We start from the raw sequence: 15,454 nt of genomic DNA on the forward strand, positions 1-15,454 counted from the left end.
AACCTCGGTGAGTGGTTTCCGGCCTTTACGGTCCGTGTTGGACACTCAACTAAGGAAGGTCGCGTCAAGGCTCAACTCACTCTTTGTAACTGAATGAAACATCTATGTAACAGATCGGCAAAAGCCTGCTTACATGTGGTTAAAGCTCTGTAATAAAAAATAAAAGGGCCGCCAAACGGCGACCCTTTTTAGCTATTTTGTTACCGGGTTCAGTTGGCCTGACGGCGCAGGAAGGCTGGAATTTCGATCCGGTCCTGCTCGGGGTCGGCCTCGTCATGCGCAGGTGCCGTAGCGTCAGTTTGGCGCATCGGAGGCTGCTGGCGCACCGGTTGGGCCGGGGTATCCGCGGCGTGGCCGGTCATCCGGTCGATCAGGCGGTTAAAGCCAAATCGGGGACGATCCTGCGCATCCGGCTGCGGGGCCGGGGCCGGTTGATGGGCCTGCGGACGGGGCGCGGGATGGCCACGTTCAGCCGCCGGGATATTCTGAACGGCGGCCTGCAGACGCTGCAGCGCCTCAGGTGACGGGGTCCCTGCCGCAGGCTGAGGCTGCGGTGCAACAAAGCTTTCGGGCGCGGGTTCAACCGGTTCGGGGGTCGGCTCGAATTCAGCCACGCGCGGCTGATAGGCCGGGGGCGGCAAACCGTCATCGTCCTGCTCTGCGCGCGGCTGGAACTGCTGCTGCGCAGGCTCCTCGGCTGTTTCGAACAGCGAAGGTTCACGATTCACTTCGGGCTGCGGCGCAGGTTCAGCCACTTCAGTCACTGCGGCAGGGGTCTCTTCCTGCAGCGGCTCTTCTGCCGAAACGGTGCGGGTCAGCGGTGCCGACATGCTGCGGCGCGCAACCGGTACTTCTTCGGTTTTCTCGCTGGCATCAATGCCGGTGGCCACGACCGAAACGCGCATCCCGCCTTCCATCGCGGTATCGAGGGTCGAACCGACGATGATGTTGGCTTCGGGGTCCACTTCCTCGCGGATGCGGTTGGCGGCTTCGTCCAGCTCGAACAGGGTCAGGTCGTGCGAACCGGTGATGTTGATCAGCACGCCTTTGGCGCCCTTGAGGCTGATTTCGTCCAGCAACGGGTTGGCAATCGCCTTCTCGGCCGCCTGAACCGCGCGATCCTCGCCGGTGGCCTCACCGGTGCCCATCATCGCCTTGCCCATCTCGTCCATCACAGCGCGAACGTCTGCAAAGTCGAGGTTGATCAGGCCCGGACGCACCATCAGGTCGGTCACGCCTTTGACACCCTGATACAGAACGTCATCTGCCATCGAGAACGCCTCGGTAAAGGTGGTCTTCTCGTTGGCCAGACGGAACAGGTTCTGGTTCGGAATGATGATCAACGTGTCGACGACCTTCTGCAGCGATTCAACGCCGTCTTCGGCCTGACGCATCCGCTTGGCACCTTCGAACTGGAAGGGTTTGGTGACAACACCAACGGTCAGCACACCCAGTTCCCGCGCGGCCTGCGCGATGATCGGAGCTGCGCCCGTACCGGTGCCGCCACCCATGCCAGCGGTGATGAAGCACATATGCGCGCCAGCCAGATGATCGACGATCTGTTCGATGCTTTCTTCGGCAGCTGCGGCACCTACTGCGGGACGCGCACCGGCGCCCAGACCTTCGGTGACTTTCACGCCCAGCTGCACCCGCGCCGAGGACTGGCTTTGCTGCAGCGCCTGCGCGTCGGTGTTGGCGACCACGAAATCGACGCCGTCCAGCTGTTTCTCAATCATGTTGTTGACAGCGTTGCCGCCTGCACCACCAACGCCAAATACTGTAATCCGAGGCTTCAGTTCGTCGTGCCCGGGCATCGAAAGATTCAATGTCATGCTCTGTCCGCCTGTTTTATTGACCCGCCAAAGCGGTGTTTTTCTTACCTATCCGCTTACAATCCTACCGATCCAAACCGCAAACGTCACGCCAAAAATCGTCGAATTCCACAAAATATGGAGGAAATAAGGCAGCTGAACGCGGTATTTCGCATTGATCGCCAGATGTTGCGGAAACAACTCAACCCACCACAAAACAAGCGACGCATGAGCCGCAGCCACCATGCACGTCACTTGAGGATTCTATCGATTTCCAGATGCGGAAAACTGCTCAAGTCCTGCCGCGGGGCCTCTGACGGGCCTTGTGGATATCTTGCGGGATAAAGCAGCGGGCCGCAACCCATTTCTTTAGCTAATTGGGACACTTGGACAATTCAGCCCGTCCTCGGTGATGCTGCGTACCTCTTGAATTTCGCGGCGGCTGAAACTGGCCAGTCGCACCATCAGGCGGTCTTCGTGCAGAAAAGGCCACCAGCAAACCGGTACGTCATCCGGATCGTCATCGTACAAAAAGCAGATCTGGCCGTTCGGCGTGGTGATTTGCCCGTAAACGCAACCCCGCCCCTCCATCCGCCAAACGGACAGAGTGGGGCTTAGGAATTCCTCGGTGCCCACCAGAAAACCGCTGGGGTAATCATAGAATGTGACCGTCTTGCCTTGGACTGCGGCCAGAAAGGCTTCGGGTGTGATCCGGGTCTGGGCTTGCGCCGCGAACGGGGCCAGGGCGAGCAGCGCCGCGACCCCTGCCCGTTTACCAATTGTCACGGAACCAACGCATAGCACGCTTGAAAGGGCGTGCGGCATAAGTGTCGACCGGAATTTCGAAATCCCACCATTCGTCCTGCGGATGCGCGGCGAACAGGCTGAGCCCTACGGCCGACGAGAATCCCGGCCCGGTTGCCGATTGCGGCAGGCCGTGGACACGCAGCGGACGGCCCAAGCGGACACGCTGGCCCAGAATACGGGTCGCAAGGCCATCAAGCCCCATGATCTGGCTTCCGCCACCGGTCAGCACGATCTGCTGGCTGGGCATATGTTCGAATCCGGCTGCATCCAGGCGCACACGCACTTCTTCCAGAATCTCTTCGACGCGCGGGCGCATGATGCCGATCAGTTCAGCCCGACTAACGGTGCGGCGGTCATGTTCCCAATCGCCGGTGTCACCACCAATGTCGATCAGGTCACGGTCATCGGCGCCAGTCGCATGGACCCCGCCGTTGAAAGTCTTGATCCGCTCGGCCACAGCCGCCGGAACGCCCAGCCCCATCGAGATATCGGCGGTCACGTGATCACCACCCATACGTACACAATCGGTGTAAATCATGTGTTTCTTCATGAAAATCGAGACACTGGTCGTGCCGCCACCCATGTCGATACAGGCCGCGCCCAGCTCCTGTTCATCCTCGACCAGCGCCGAGATACCCGACACATAGGCCGAGTTCGCAATCCCCGCCAGTTCCAGATCGCAACGCTTGATGCAGCGGACAATATTCTGGATCGCGACCGCGTCGACGGTCAGCATATGCATATCCACGGCCAACGATTGCCCCATCTGCCCCCGCGGGTCGATCAGACCCGAGCGGTTATCGAGCGCGAAGTTCACGGGCTGGGCGTGTAGCACCTCGCGGCCCGCCCCGTAATCCGGCACATCGCAGGCGTTCAGCACGCGGCCGACTTCGGCTTCGCTAACGACCTGCCCTTCCAGATCGACCTGCGCATCCAGACCGTAAGAGCGCGGGTTCGCACCCGAGAAACAGGCAATCACGTGATCGACCCGAATGTCAGCCATCTTCTGTGCGGCTTGCAGAGCCGTCCGGATCGCGCGTTCAGTTTCCTGCATGGCGGTGACTTCGCCAAATTGCACGCCGCGCGACCGCGTGGTCGCCGCCCCGATCACCCGGAACCCGGTCTGACCGGCCAGTGATCCGATGCTGTTGTCCTCACTCAACCGACCCGTACCGTCGAACCGCAGCACAAGGCAGGCAATCTTGGAACTGCCTACGTCCAGAATGGCGACAACACCGCGTTGCATCGCCTGTCTGCGCATCTGCCGCATGGCCCGTTGGGACTGATAAAGATCGGTCATCATGGTCGTTACTGCCCGTTACCCACTGTCACTTTTGTATTCCACCAGTCTTCGCTGGCGGCTTTGGTCATTCTGATTGTCGGACGCTGCCCGAGGCGCATGTCCACCACAGCAACGTCACGCTCTAAAAGGTCCTGCACTTCGTTCACCGCCAGCACACGTTCAAGCGCACGCACGGGGCGTTCGGTTGGCAACATGATGCGTTGACCGCGATCCAGAACCAGATCCCAGCGGCGCTCGCCTATCCGCACCAAACCACGAACCCGAGCGCCAAGACTGCGAGCGGTTGTCATCAACTGCAACGCTTCGCCCACATGCGCATCCGCGCCCTTTCCCGCGATCAGCGGCAGCTGCGCATGATCCTTGCGCGACGCGATCCGCTCAACATGCGCGCCGGTTTCATCCAGCAACTCGATCCCGCTGCGTGTGCGCCAGACGATGACCGGCTTCCGCTCGACCACATCGACCTGAAGAACACCGCCGGGGCGGACGCGAACTGTGGCGGATTTGACCGGGTCCAGCCCGGTGATCGTGTCTCGGATCTGCTCAACATCCAGATCCCAGGAACTCATCGGGAAATCCAGCGGCACAACCTCGCGAATATCTTCGGACAGGTTGGTACCTGCTCCGTCGATCGCCATCAGATTGACCATGAATTCGGGGCGTTGCTGGATCGAGGTCTTGATGTCGTTGACATAGGCCACCACGGCCTCGCGCCGGTTTTCCGCGCCGAAATACAGCCCGACAGCGGCGCAAACTGCGACTATCGGCAGCCCGACTTTAAGCCCACGCCGAACGCCCGGTGTCAGCATCCAGCGCTGCAGGCGATAGCTCATCCGGGACGGGGCTGGGTCGATCCGTTGTGACTTGCGCCCGAACAGTTTGCCGCCGTGCAGACGCAGTTTCGGCTCTGCCTCATGGCGGTCACCCGACGCGAAATCGGCATCCGGCCCGGCCAGCGGTTTCGAGCGGTGGATCACCGGCGCGCGGGTGGCTCTCAGCGGTTGCATGAGGCGTCCTCCACCATCCATGCGCAAAGCTGGCCAAACGTCATGCCGCGATGCTCGGCCTGTTCCGGCACCAGTGAGGTCGGCGTCATGCCAGGCTGGGTGTTGGTTTCCAGCAGGAACAGCCCATCCGCGCCCATGCTGTCATCCCAGCGGAAATCGGTACGGGAAACGCCCTTGCACCCCAGCGCATTGTGCGCGCGCAGGGCGTAATCCATACACTGATCAAAGATGGCTTGCGGGATATCTGCGGGAAGCACGTGCCACGACCCGCCGGGTTTGTACTTGGCGTCATAGTCATACCAGCCGCCGTCGGTCATGATCTCGGTCACGGTCAGGGCGCGATCACCCATCACGGTCACGGTCAACTCGCGGCCTGCGATATATTTCTCGACCATCACAAATTCGGGCATCTCATCTGACAGCTGCGGCGGCCCGTTCGAGCCTTCGTGCACGATATAGATACCGACGCTGGAGCCTTCGTTGTTCGGCTTAGCCACGTAAGGGGGGTCCATCACGTGGACCTTGATCACCTCGACCTTGGGCACGATCACGCTGGGGACAACGGGCAGACCTTCGACCTGAAACACCTCTTTGCTGCGCTGCTTGTCCATCGCCAGCGCCGAGGCCAGCACACCCGAATGCGTATAGGGGATGCGCATCCATTCCAGCAGGCCCTGCACACAGCCATCTTCGCCCCAGCGGCCATGCAAGGCGTTAAAAACCACATCCGGCTTGATATCCAAAAGGCGCGCGTAGAGGTCGGGACCTGCGTCCAGCTCAACCACTTCAAAGCCTTCTCCCCGTAGGGCGGCTGCGCATTCGCGCCCAGAGCTGAGAGACACCTCGCGTTCCGCCGAGGGGCCACCCATCAATACCGCCACTTTGGGGTTTGTCCTGCTCGACTTACCCAACGTGCGCCTCAATGTCCCCGGACCTTATGTGGTGGTCCGTACTGTGTTATGCCTTTGATCCGTCGCCGTTAATTGCCTGTTATGGTCTGACGGTTGGGGCTTTATTCTGTCAGCGGATCACCGACCCGCATGATTTCCCACTCTAGCGTGATGCCGCTTGTTTCGTAAACCTTTTTTCGCACCTCTTCACCCAGGCCTTCAAGGTCGGCAGCGGTAGCGGTGCCGGTATTGATCAGGAAGTTCGAGTGCTTCGGGCTCATCTGCGCCCCGCCCAGCGTCGCCCCGCGCATCCCGGCGTTGTCGATCACCTTCCATGCCTTGAGGTCATGCACATCATCCGCCCGCCCGGTCGAGGAAAACCCGGCCGGGTTGCGGAACGTCGACCCGGCGCTGCGGTCCTTGGTGGGTTGGGTTTCGTCGCGTTTCTGCAACTGCGCCGCCATGCGGTCGTGCAGGTCCTGCGGGTTACCCGGGGGGCCTTCGAACGTGGCCGAAACCAGCACCGCCCCTTCGGGCAACTCAGATTGACGATAGCGGAAATTGAGGTCTTCGGGGAACAGGTCCACCACCTCTCCCTGCCGGGTTACAATGGTGGCCTTGCGCAGCACGTCCGCCGTGTAGCTGCCGTAACAGCCCGCGTTCATTCGCACAGCGCCACCGATCGAGCCGGGGATCGTACGCAGAAAGGTCAAGTCCACGCCCGCATCCGCCGCCTTGCGCGCCACATGCGCGTCCAACGCGGCAGCACCTGCGGTGACGGCGTTGCCCTCGACTGAGATTCCGTTGAACCCGCGCCCCAGCCGGATCACTACAGCGCGCAGACCGCCATCCCGCACGATCAGGTTCGACCCGACACCCATCGGAAAGACCGGCACCTCAGCGGGCAGATCGCGCAGAAAACTCTGCAGGTCTTCGATATCGGCAGGCTGAAACAGGTAATCCGCCGGGCCACCAACACGCAGCCACGTCAAGTCGTTCAGAGGTCGTGCCTGTGTCAGGCGCCCCCGGACTTCGGTCACATTGATCATGTATTTGCCCTTGCCGCCAGGCTGCGTCCGCCGACGCCACCCACAATGACCGCCAAAAGGAAGGGCAGGACGCCACCGGTCAGCCAAATGAACGGACCAAAGGCTTGCTCTTCTTCGCCAGTGCCGACGCCTGCCAGCATCACGATCAGCCCCAGCGAAACAACGCAGGTCAGCCCGATCAGCCACAGCAGACCCCTGAAGCCGATCCAGCGCCCCGCAACAAAGCCCGCCACGGCCCCAAGGACCAGCGTGATCAGTGGCAGATAAGCGAATGTAGCGATGTCGACCATGGGGGCCTCCTGAAAGCGGTCGTTACTTGTTGGTCGCCTTCATGCCCTGCATTTTCGCCTTTGTCCAACGGGTCAGGTAAATTATCGGCCAGCGCAGCACCGACATGCCCATCGCCAGAACCAGCAACCCGATCCACGGGCCGTTCTGCAAGGTGACATAGCCCAATATCGGGATACCTACCGCGATCAGGATGTAAGCGCGCGTCCAGTGATTGTCTTTGCTGGGAAGCATCGCCAGCACGTTTGCGGCAATCCCCCACAGGGCTGCCAGGGCGATGGACCAGTTCATTCCTCGACCCCTCTGCCCGTCCAGCGACGCCAGTAGTACTGGATCGGTTTGCGGAACATGGATGCAAAACCGGCGAAGGCCAGTACTGAAAGGAACCAGCCATAGTCATACCCCAGCCAGACGATCAGCACGGGCGCAGAGATCAGCAGCACAATGCCCGGAGGAAACTGCAGCCGCATCGGCAGCATGGCCACGACCGTCGCGGCCACGACCCATAGGGATGCGAACACAACTGATAACACCTGTTGCCCCTTCCAAGGACGTTGCGACGCTACACCTTAAAGTTGCGCCGCCCAAAAGTCCATTGCGTCAAACGGTTTGCTTTTTTGATCACCGCTTACAATTTCCTCTAAGCCAATGCCGTAAGTTTTCGGCGAACCCATCGGCCACAAAGCCAACCAATCGCAGCGAAAGGCCAGAGCGTCTTGAGCGTATAGAGCATCCCTGCGGCCTCGCTTGGCGTCTCAAAGAACAACTCCCGTGTGATGGCGCCTGCAGCCCCTGCAGTAGCACCCCAGAAAACGTAGTTTGGGACTACGCCCATGATTAGCCCGAATACGAAACTCAAACAGAAGAAGTAACTCACTATGCACCCGTTTGAAGCCTGTCGGGCAAACCATTGGCCCAGGTGCTGATCGTGCCAGCGCCCAGACACACGACCATGTCACCGGGGCGGGCCTGTTCGCGGACCAGGCGTTCCAGATCGTTTTCATCCAGCAAGGCGCGCGCATGGCGGTGGCCGTGGCGGATCAGGCCCTGCACCAGATCATCGCGGGATGCGCCCTCGATCGGGTCTTCCCCGGCGGCAAAGATATCGGCGATGGCCACCACGTCTGCATCGTTGAAACAGGTGCAGAAATCGTCGAACAGGTTGGACAGGCGGGAATAGCGGTGCGGCTGGTGCACGGCGATGACGCGCCCCTCGGTCGCCTGACGCGCGGCTTTCAGCACGGCGTTGATTTCAACCGGGTGGTGGCCGTAATCGTCGATGATGGTGATGCCATCCACTTCACCCACCTTGGTAAAGCGGCGGTTGACGCCGCCAAAATTGGCCAGCGCATCGCGAATTTCCGAGGCTTTCATACCCAGATGACGCGCCACCGCAGCCGCCGACAGCGCGTTCGAAACGTTGTGATCCCCCGGCATCGGCAGGGTGCAGCCCTCAATCACCGTGTCTTCGTATTGCAGGTGAATGTCGAAATGGGCCACGCCGCCCTTGTAGGTCAGGTTCACCGCCCGCACATCGGCTTGTGCGTTAAAGCCATAAGTGCGCACGCGGCGATCGGTGATGCGGCCCACCAGCGTCTGCACTTCGGCATGGTCGGTGCAGCACACGGCAAGGCCATAGAACGGCAGGTTCGAGACGAACTCGTAGAACCCGTCGCGCAACCTGTCGAAGTCGCCCCAATGTTCCATATGCTCGGGGTCGATATTGGTGACGATGGCAATGGTCGCGGGCAGACGGTTGAACGAGCCGTCGGATTCGTCGGCCTCGACCACCATCCATTCGCCCTGCCCCATCCGCGCGTTCGAGCCGTAGGCGTGAATGATACCGCCATTGATCACGGTCGGGTCGAAATCGCCCGCCACCATCAGCTCGGCCATCATCGTGGTGGTGGTGGTCTTACCGTGAGTCCCGGCGATGGCGATATTAGATTTCAACCGCATCAGTTCGGCCAGCATATCCGCACGGCGTACCACCGGCAGACCCTGCGCGCGGGCGCCGTCCAGCTCCGGGTTGCCAGGTTTGATCGCAGTCGACACCACCACAACGGCCGCGTTCTCCAGATTTTCAGCACGCTGACCGACAAAAATCTCAGCCCCCAAACCGGCCAGACGATCGGTGATCTTGGATGCCTTCAGGTCCGACCCCTGCACCCTGTAACCCAGGTTCAGCAGCACCTCGGCAATCCCTGACATCCCGATCCCACCGATCCCTACGAAGTGGATCGGACCTACGTCTTGCGGCAGTTTGGTTGCAGGATTCATGCGGTCTCCTTCTGCGCCAGGTCTTCGACAAGGTGCACCAGACGCTCGGTCGCATCCGGCGCGCCGGTCGAGAGGGCGGCATGGGCCATCTTTTGTGCGGCTTCGGGGTTTGTCAGAACTGCGGTGATTTGCTCGGTCAGCACGGAAACGTCAAGCAGGTTTTCCGGGATCATGATCGCCCCACCGGCCTGAACCAACCCACGCGCGTTGGCGGTTTGGTGGTCGCCAGCGGCGGCAGCGAAGGGGATCAGGATCGAAGGCCGCCCTATCACCGAGATATCGGCGACGCTGGACGCGCCCGAACGGCTGATGACCAGCTGCGCGTCAGACATACGCCGCGGGACGTCCTGAAAGAACGGTTTGACCTCAGCCCGAATGCCGTGATCGGCGTAAAAGGCGGTGACCCGCTCTGCGTCCTCATCTCGGGCCTGATGGGCGACGCGGATATGATCGCGCAGCGCATCAGGCAGCGCAGCTATCGCGTCCGGCACCACTTCGCTAAGGATGCGCGCGCCCTGCGATCCGCCCATCACAAGGATCGACATCGGGTAATCGCCGGGCGGAATATACCCAGCCGCAGCACGCTCGAGCACGGCGGCGCGAACCGGGTTGCCGGTATGCACGCCCTTTGCGCCCTCGGGCAGATCAGTGGGCCAGATACCGCAGGCCACTTGAGATACGCGGGTTGCGAACAGTTGGTTCACCCGACCCAGAATGCCGTTCTGTTCGTGGATCATGCGCGGGATTTTCAGCATCGTCGCCGCGCCCAACGCCGGGATCGACGGGTAACCGCCAAAGCCCACCACCACATCCGGGCGGTCGCGCATCATCTGAACGGCCATGCCACTCACGCCAGCGGCAATCTTCGGTCCCACCAGCGCTTTCGCCGCCAGACCACCACGGGCAAAGGTGGCCGAGGATGCCTCGACAATCTCGGTCGAATGCGGAAAGCCGCTGGTATAGCGCGCGCCGCGCGCATCCGTGGACAGGCGCACACGCCAGCCCTTTTGCAGCATCGCCTCGGTCAGGGCCTGCGCCGGGAACATGTGGCCCCCGGTGCCGCCCGCCGCAATCAGTAGGTAGGGTTTGGTCATCAACCTCGTCCGCGCAGAATATCGCCAAGCTCGCCCTGTGGGCGGGTTCTGGTGAAAGCCAACAGCATACCAACCGCGATGCCGCCTGCAATCAGCGACGAACCGCCGTAGCTGACAAAGGGCAGCGTCATGCCCTTGGCAGGCAACAGGCGCACCGCGACGCCCATGTTGATCATCGCCTGCACACCGAACATGCAGGCCAAACCAGTGCCCGCCAGACGGATGAACATGTCGCGTTCCTTCATCAGCCGCAGCAACGAGCGCACCACGATGATCGAGTACAGAGCAATGATGATCAGCACCAGGATCAGGCCGAATTCTTCGGCCGCGACGGCGATGATGAAATCCGTATGCGCATCGGGCAGAGACCACTTCACCTGCCCTTCGCCCACGCCCACGCCGAACAGGCCGCCCTCGCGAATTGCGTTGGTGGCGTAACCGATCTGAGTGGTCGGATCGACCTCTTGGTTCAGGAAGCCATCAATCCGGCGAGCAAAATGCTCCGAGTTCGAATAAGCCAGCATTCCGCCCAGAACCACCGCTCCGGCCATACCCACCAGCAGCAGCATCGGCGCGCCGGCGACGAAATACATCACGCCCCAACCGAACAGGATCAGACAGGCCTGACCGAAATCGGGCTGCAGCACCAGCATCCCCACGATGGCCATGCACAGTGCAAAGGACCACAACCGCCCCGGAGGGCCATTGATCTCCTGCGAGGCTGCCAGCAACCATGCGGCCACGACCACAAAGCCGGGCTTCAGAAACTCGGACGGCTGCAGCGATGCAAAGCCCAGTGAATACCAGCGCACCGCACCCTTGCCGAAATCGGTCCCGAAGACCGGCAGAAAGGCCAGCGCCACGAATGCACCCAGAAAGCCCAGCACCGCCAGACGCCGCACCAGCGTCGGCGACATCATCGAGGTTAGTAGCATCGCAATCAGCGCCAATCCGCCGAACAGCGCCTGACGCTCGACATAGTGGAACGGATCAAACCCGTTACGACCAGCCAGCGGTGGCGATGAGGCCAGCCCCAACAAAAGCCCGATAACAAACAGAATCAGAACGCAGGACATCGTCCAGCGGTCAATTGTTCGCCACCACTTTGGTAGAATCGGTTCGCCGCGCTGGTCCTGGACCGCGCCATACACCATCTCAGTCATGAGATACCGCCACTATCTGCCTCGTTAACGCCCCGTTTTCGGGGTCTGATTGAGAGACTACAGCGATTTTGGCGTTTGGGCTAGGGAAATGACGGGCCAGCTGCGGAAATTAGCGCCCTAAGGCCAACGGTTTGAATTCAAGGCGCCACACCCTCAGTTTCGGATCCCTTAGGCAACAAGATCGTAGTGTTTGATCGTTCTGGATTCGACCAATTCAGCCTCGGCCGGATCAATGTGCGGGCTTTGATAATCGTCACCGACAAAGGCTTTCAGTGCGTCCAAGCTGCTCCAAACCATCACAAAGCTGAACTCGCGCGGTGTGTCCGACCGCGCAGCACCCGGCAGAACCTGAACGATGCCATCGGTGTTTTGCATCAAAGGGATCGCGGTTTCGTGGAAGAACTTTGAAAACTCAGCCTCTTTTCCGGGGCGAACTGTGACTTGAAATACTCGCATGATCATCGGGGCGCCCTCCTATGCGCTGGTCGGATTTCAGCTCCTTATGGTTGGACTTTATCACAAAGCCCGCACATCCGTTGAGAAGGCTTCCACTTGCCATCCCAGCCATTTCACGCCATGCGCTGCGCATGACCTATGACACGATCATCCTTGGGGCCGGTGCCGCCGGTATGATGTGCGCCGCCCATTGCGGCGGGCAGGTTCTGGTGATCGACCACGCGAAGGCTCCGGGTGAGAAAATCCGTATCTCGGGCGGTGGGCGCTGCAACTTTACCAATATGTATGCGGGGCCTGCCAATTTCCTGTCGCAGAACCCGCATTTCTGCAAATCCGCGCTGGCACGTTACACGCAGTGGGATTTCGTCGATCTGGTCGGGCGCCACGACATCACGTGGCATGAGAAAACACTGGGGCAGTTGTTCTGCGACGGGTCCTCGAAACAGGTCATCCAGATGCTGCTGGCCGAGATGGAGCGCGCAAGGGCCGAGCTGTGGGTGCGAACCGAGGTGAAAGGCCTGCGCAAGACCGAAGAGGGGTTCGCGCTGGAGGTTGACCGCGAGGGACAGCGCCTCAGCCTGAGCTGCACCAATCTGGTGCTGGCCACGGGGGGCAAGTCGATCCCCAAGATGGGCGCAACCGGGTTGGCCTATGACATCGCAAAACAGTTCGGCTTGCGGATGACCGAGACACGCGCGGCACTGGTGCCGTTCACGTTTTCGGATGGAAAGTTCAAGGACCTCTCAGGCGTTTCCCTACCCGCGCGCCTGTCAAACGACCGCACCAGTTTTGACGAGGCACTGCTGTTCACCCATCGCGGCCTCAGCGGGCCATCGGTGCTGCAACTGTCCTCCTACTGGCACGAGGGTGAGGCGATCCGCGTCAACCTGATCCCCGATCTGCCCCTGTTCGACCTGCTGCGCGAACAACGGCAAAGCAGTGGCCGCAAGGCGCTGACAACGGAACTGGCACGTCACCTGCCCGCGCGGTTGGTGGATTATCTGAGCCAACACTTCCCGATGCAGGGTAATCTGGCCGACCAGTCCGACACCGCGCTGACCGAGCTGATCTCGGCCTTGTCCAACTGGCACCTGACGCCGTCGGGCACCGAAGGCTATCGCACCGCCGAGGTCACGCTGGGCGGGATCGATACGGATGACTTGTCGTCAAAAACGATGGAGGCCAGGGATGTCCCCGGCCTCTATGCGATTGGTGAAGCGGTGGATGTCACCGGCTGGCTGGGCGGCTACAATTTCCAGTGGGCGTGGTCCTCGGGCCACGCCGCAGGAAGTGCAATCACGGGCCGTTAGCCTACGACGTTGTAGCCGCGACCGCGCATACAGTTGCGCACGATGACTTCTTTGTTCTGGTTCTTCGCATAGACATCTGCGCCAGCGCCGATAAGCGCACCCGCCGCCGCCGCGCGACCCAGGTTGTCACTGCTGTCCTGAATAATCGCCGTCGTCGCAGCAGCACCCGCTGCACCAATTGCCGCATTACCAGCGGTGGACCCATCCACGCTGGCCTGTGACGCGGCAAGCTGCTGACATTGCTGCAGATCAAAGTTGTAGTTCGGACCGACCGGACCGTCGACAACCGGCTGATAACCTGCGCCGGTATTTGCACAGGCACCCACAACCAGAATGGCAGGCAGGATTAAAGAAAGCTTACGGTATGGCATAGTCATAACCTCGTGTTGAATTTGCCCGGAGCCAAACGTAATTGTCTTGGCGCGTCAAGCTGATAGCACCGCAGCTTGGCCCAACCGGCGGTCTATTGCAAATTACTGGCCTGCCAGCCGCTTCAGCACCTGTTCGGTAAAGTCGTCTCCGCGCTGTTCGAAGTTGTCATATTGGTCAAAACTGGCCGCCGCCGGAGCCAACAGCACGGTCTCACCTGGTTGGGAGTCCGACATGGCTTGCGCTACGGCCTCTTCCATGGTGGTGCAGACCTGCGCCTCAGCCTCAAGCTGCATGGCGAAACCGGCCGCCTCGCGCCCGATCACATAGGCTTTGAGAACCTGGTCCACCGCGCCGTTCAATGCCGCCAGACCACCTTCTTTCTCAAGCCCCCCACAGATCCACCGGATCTTCTTGAACGCCGACAATGCCTTCAGCGCACTGTCCACGTTGGTTGCCTTGGAATCGTTCACATAGGTCACACCGCCCGCCTCGGCTATGATCTGGCTGCGATGCGGCAATCCGGGATAGCTGTGCAGCGCGTCCTCGATCACGCGCGGTGCCAGCCCCAGCGCGCGGCACGCGGCATAGGCCGCACATGCATTCTGGTGGTTATGCGCGCCGGGCAGGCCCTTGATCTGGCGCAGATCGATCGACCCGGCCTGCCGCCCCTTGCGGTACTCCGACAGGAACCCCTTGCGCGCAAAAACCTGCCAACCCGGCCCCGTCAGTTTGCGCGCCACCGAGACACGGATCACGCGATCATCCGCTGCCCCCTCGGCCAGTTGCCCCGCCAAAAACGCGCCTTCCTTTTCGTCAATTCCGATCACAGCACGATCCGGGCCACCTTCGGCAAACAGGCGCCTTTTGGCTGCAAAATATCCTCCCATCCCGCCGTGTCGATCCAGATGATCCGGCGACAGGTTGGTGAATACCGCCACATCCGGCGTCAACGACCGGGCAAGCTCAGTCTGAAAACTGCTCAACTCCAGCACCACGACCGAGCCATCCCCGCCCGGTTCGATATCCAGCACCCCACGCCCGATATTCCCCGCCAACTGCGCCTCGCGACCAGCTTCAATCAGGATGTGGTGGATCAGGGCGGCCGTGGTCGATTTGCCGTTCGACCCGGTCACCGCGATCACACGCGGAGGGGCGTCAAAATTGCTCCATTCCGGACCCGCAAAAGACTGAAAGAACAGCCCGATATCGTTATCCACCGGCACCCCTGCCGCAAGCGCCGCAGCTACAACCGGGTTCGGTTCGGGATACAGATGCGGGATACCCGGCGAAACGATCAACGAGGCGATGTCGTCAAACGCCCCGTGGCGGTGCAGGTCAAGGCAGGTAAACCCCTCGGCCTCGGCCTTTTCACGCGCGGCCGGGTTGTCATCCCAGCACACCGGTTCGGCCTTGCCCGCCCGCAACGCGCGCGCTGTTGCAAGACCCGATCGGCCAAGCCCCAGAACCGCAACCTTCTGCCCTGAAAACCCTTTGACCGGGATCATGCCGCCCACCTTCCTCTGACGTCGAATTGGCCGCCACACTGCGCAGAAGAAATCACCGATGGCAAGAGCGGCAAAAGGCTCGCGCATCAGCGCGAGCCGGGCCCAACAGGTGGCAGGTG

Annotated in this window: 16 protein-coding genes; 1 reads left to right on the forward strand and 15 read right to left on the reverse strand. The window is 61.1% G+C overall.

Annotation, left to right across the window (positions count from 1 at the left end; genetic code table 11):
* Nucleotides 1–209 precede the first annotated feature (209 nt).
* The 13 genes from ftsZ to GOX88_RS06570 all read right to left on the reverse strand — a co-directional run bounded on the left by ftsZ (nt 210) and on the right by GOX88_RS06570 (nt 12,154).
* Nucleotides 210–1,832, reverse strand: a complete 1,623-nt coding sequence (gene ftsZ, locus GOX88_RS06510) for a cell division protein FtsZ (protein ID WP_170400386.1) — start codon at nt 1,830–1,832, stop codon at nt 210–212.
* Nucleotides 1,833–2,180: 348 nt separating this feature from the next.
* Nucleotides 2,181–2,597, reverse strand: a complete 417-nt coding sequence (locus tag GOX88_RS06515; protein ID WP_170400387.1) for a hypothetical protein — start codon at nt 2,595–2,597, stop codon at nt 2,181–2,183.
* Nucleotides 2,584–3,918: a cell division protein FtsA gene (ftsA, locus tag GOX88_RS06520; RefSeq protein WP_170400623.1), complete on the reverse strand. Its 1,335-nt coding sequence runs from the start codon at nt 3,916–3,918 to the stop codon at nt 2,584–2,586. The genes GOX88_RS06515 and ftsA overlap by 14 nt, the downstream gene beginning before the upstream one ends.
* 8 nt (nt 3,919–3,926) lie before the next feature.
* Entirely contained in the window at nt 3,927–4,928 is a 1,002-nt protein-coding gene (locus tag GOX88_RS06525) for a cell division protein FtsQ/DivIB (protein ID WP_170400388.1), read from the reverse strand.
* Nucleotides 4,916–5,839 carry a D-alanine--D-alanine ligase gene (locus tag GOX88_RS06530; RefSeq protein WP_170400389.1) on the reverse strand — a complete coding sequence of 308 codons (924 nt, stop codon included), beginning with the start codon at nt 5,837–5,839 and terminating at the stop codon, nt 4,916–4,918. The genes GOX88_RS06525 and GOX88_RS06530 overlap by 13 nt, the downstream gene beginning before the upstream one ends.
* 101 nt (nt 5,840–5,940) lie before the next feature.
* Nucleotides 5,941–6,867, reverse strand: a complete 927-nt coding sequence (gene murB / locus GOX88_RS06535; RefSeq protein ID WP_170400390.1) for a UDP-N-acetylmuramate dehydrogenase — start codon at nt 6,865–6,867, stop codon at nt 5,941–5,943.
* Nucleotides 6,864–7,157 (reverse strand): hypothetical protein, encoded by a 294-nt coding sequence (locus GOX88_RS06540; RefSeq protein ID WP_170400391.1) that lies wholly within the window; start codon nt 7,155–7,157, stop codon nt 6,864–6,866. The genes murB and GOX88_RS06540 overlap by 4 nt, the downstream gene beginning before the upstream one ends.
* A gap of 22 nt (nt 7,158–7,179) precedes the next feature.
* A complete protein-coding gene (locus GOX88_RS06545) occupies nt 7,180–7,446 on the reverse strand; it encodes a DUF2484 family protein (RefSeq protein ID WP_170400392.1) in 267 nt (88 codons plus the stop codon).
* On the reverse strand, nt 7,443–7,676 hold the full coding sequence (locus GOX88_RS06550) for a DUF2484 family protein (RefSeq protein WP_367648058.1): 234 nt from the start codon (nt 7,674–7,676) through the stop codon (nt 7,443–7,445). The genes GOX88_RS06545 and GOX88_RS06550 overlap by 4 nt, the downstream gene beginning before the upstream one ends.
* A 355-nt stretch (nt 7,677–8,031) precedes the next feature.
* Nucleotides 8,032–9,435: a UDP-N-acetylmuramate--L-alanine ligase gene (gene murC, locus GOX88_RS06555; protein ID WP_170400394.1), complete on the reverse strand. Its 1,404-nt coding sequence runs from the start codon at nt 9,433–9,435 to the stop codon at nt 8,032–8,034.
* On the reverse strand, nt 9,432–10,529 hold the full coding sequence (locus tag GOX88_RS06560) for a UDP-N-acetylglucosamine--N-acetylmuramyl-(pentapeptide) pyrophosphoryl-undecaprenol N-acetylglucosamine transferase (RefSeq protein WP_170400395.1): 1,098 nt from the start codon (nt 10,527–10,529) through the stop codon (nt 9,432–9,434). The genes murC and GOX88_RS06560 overlap by 4 nt, the downstream gene beginning before the upstream one ends.
* A complete protein-coding gene (gene ftsW / locus GOX88_RS06565; RefSeq protein WP_170400396.1) occupies nt 10,529–11,692 on the reverse strand; it encodes a putative lipid II flippase FtsW in 1,164 nt (387 codons plus the stop codon). The genes GOX88_RS06560 and ftsW overlap by 1 nt, the downstream gene beginning before the upstream one ends.
* Nucleotides 11,693–11,860: 168 nt before the next feature.
* The gene (locus GOX88_RS06570; RefSeq protein ID WP_170400397.1) at nt 11,861–12,154 is read right to left on the reverse strand and encodes an antibiotic biosynthesis monooxygenase family protein; all 294 of its coding nucleotides are present in this window, start codon (nt 12,152–12,154) and stop codon (nt 11,861–11,863) included.
* Between the two features lie 125 nt (nt 12,155–12,279).
* Between GOX88_RS06570 and GOX88_RS06575 the strand changes: the two genes are divergently transcribed.
* Nucleotides 12,280–13,458 (forward strand): NAD(P)/FAD-dependent oxidoreductase, encoded by a 1,179-nt coding sequence (locus tag GOX88_RS06575; protein WP_170400398.1) that lies wholly within the window; start codon nt 12,280–12,282, stop codon nt 13,456–13,458.
* Here GOX88_RS06575 and GOX88_RS06580 read toward each other — a convergent pair.
* Together GOX88_RS06580 and murD are read right to left on the reverse strand one after the other, a co-directional pair.
* The gene (locus tag GOX88_RS06580; RefSeq protein WP_254436166.1) at nt 13,455–13,829 is read right to left on the reverse strand and encodes a glycine zipper family protein; all 375 of its coding nucleotides are present in this window, start codon (nt 13,827–13,829) and stop codon (nt 13,455–13,457) included. The genes GOX88_RS06575 and GOX88_RS06580 overlap by 4 nt on opposite strands.
* 102 nt (nt 13,830–13,931) lie before the next feature.
* A complete protein-coding gene (murD, locus tag GOX88_RS06585) occupies nt 13,932–15,335 on the reverse strand; it encodes a UDP-N-acetylmuramoyl-L-alanine--D-glutamate ligase (RefSeq protein WP_170400400.1) in 1,404 nt (467 codons plus the stop codon).
* Between the last annotated feature and the right edge of the window lie 119 nt (nt 15,336–15,454).

The sequence above is a fragment of the Ruegeria arenilitoris genome (assembly GCF_013030985.1).
In the GTDB taxonomy this organism is placed as follows: Bacteria; Pseudomonadota; Alphaproteobacteria; order Rhodobacterales; family Rhodobacteraceae; genus Ruegeria; species Ruegeria arenilitoris_B.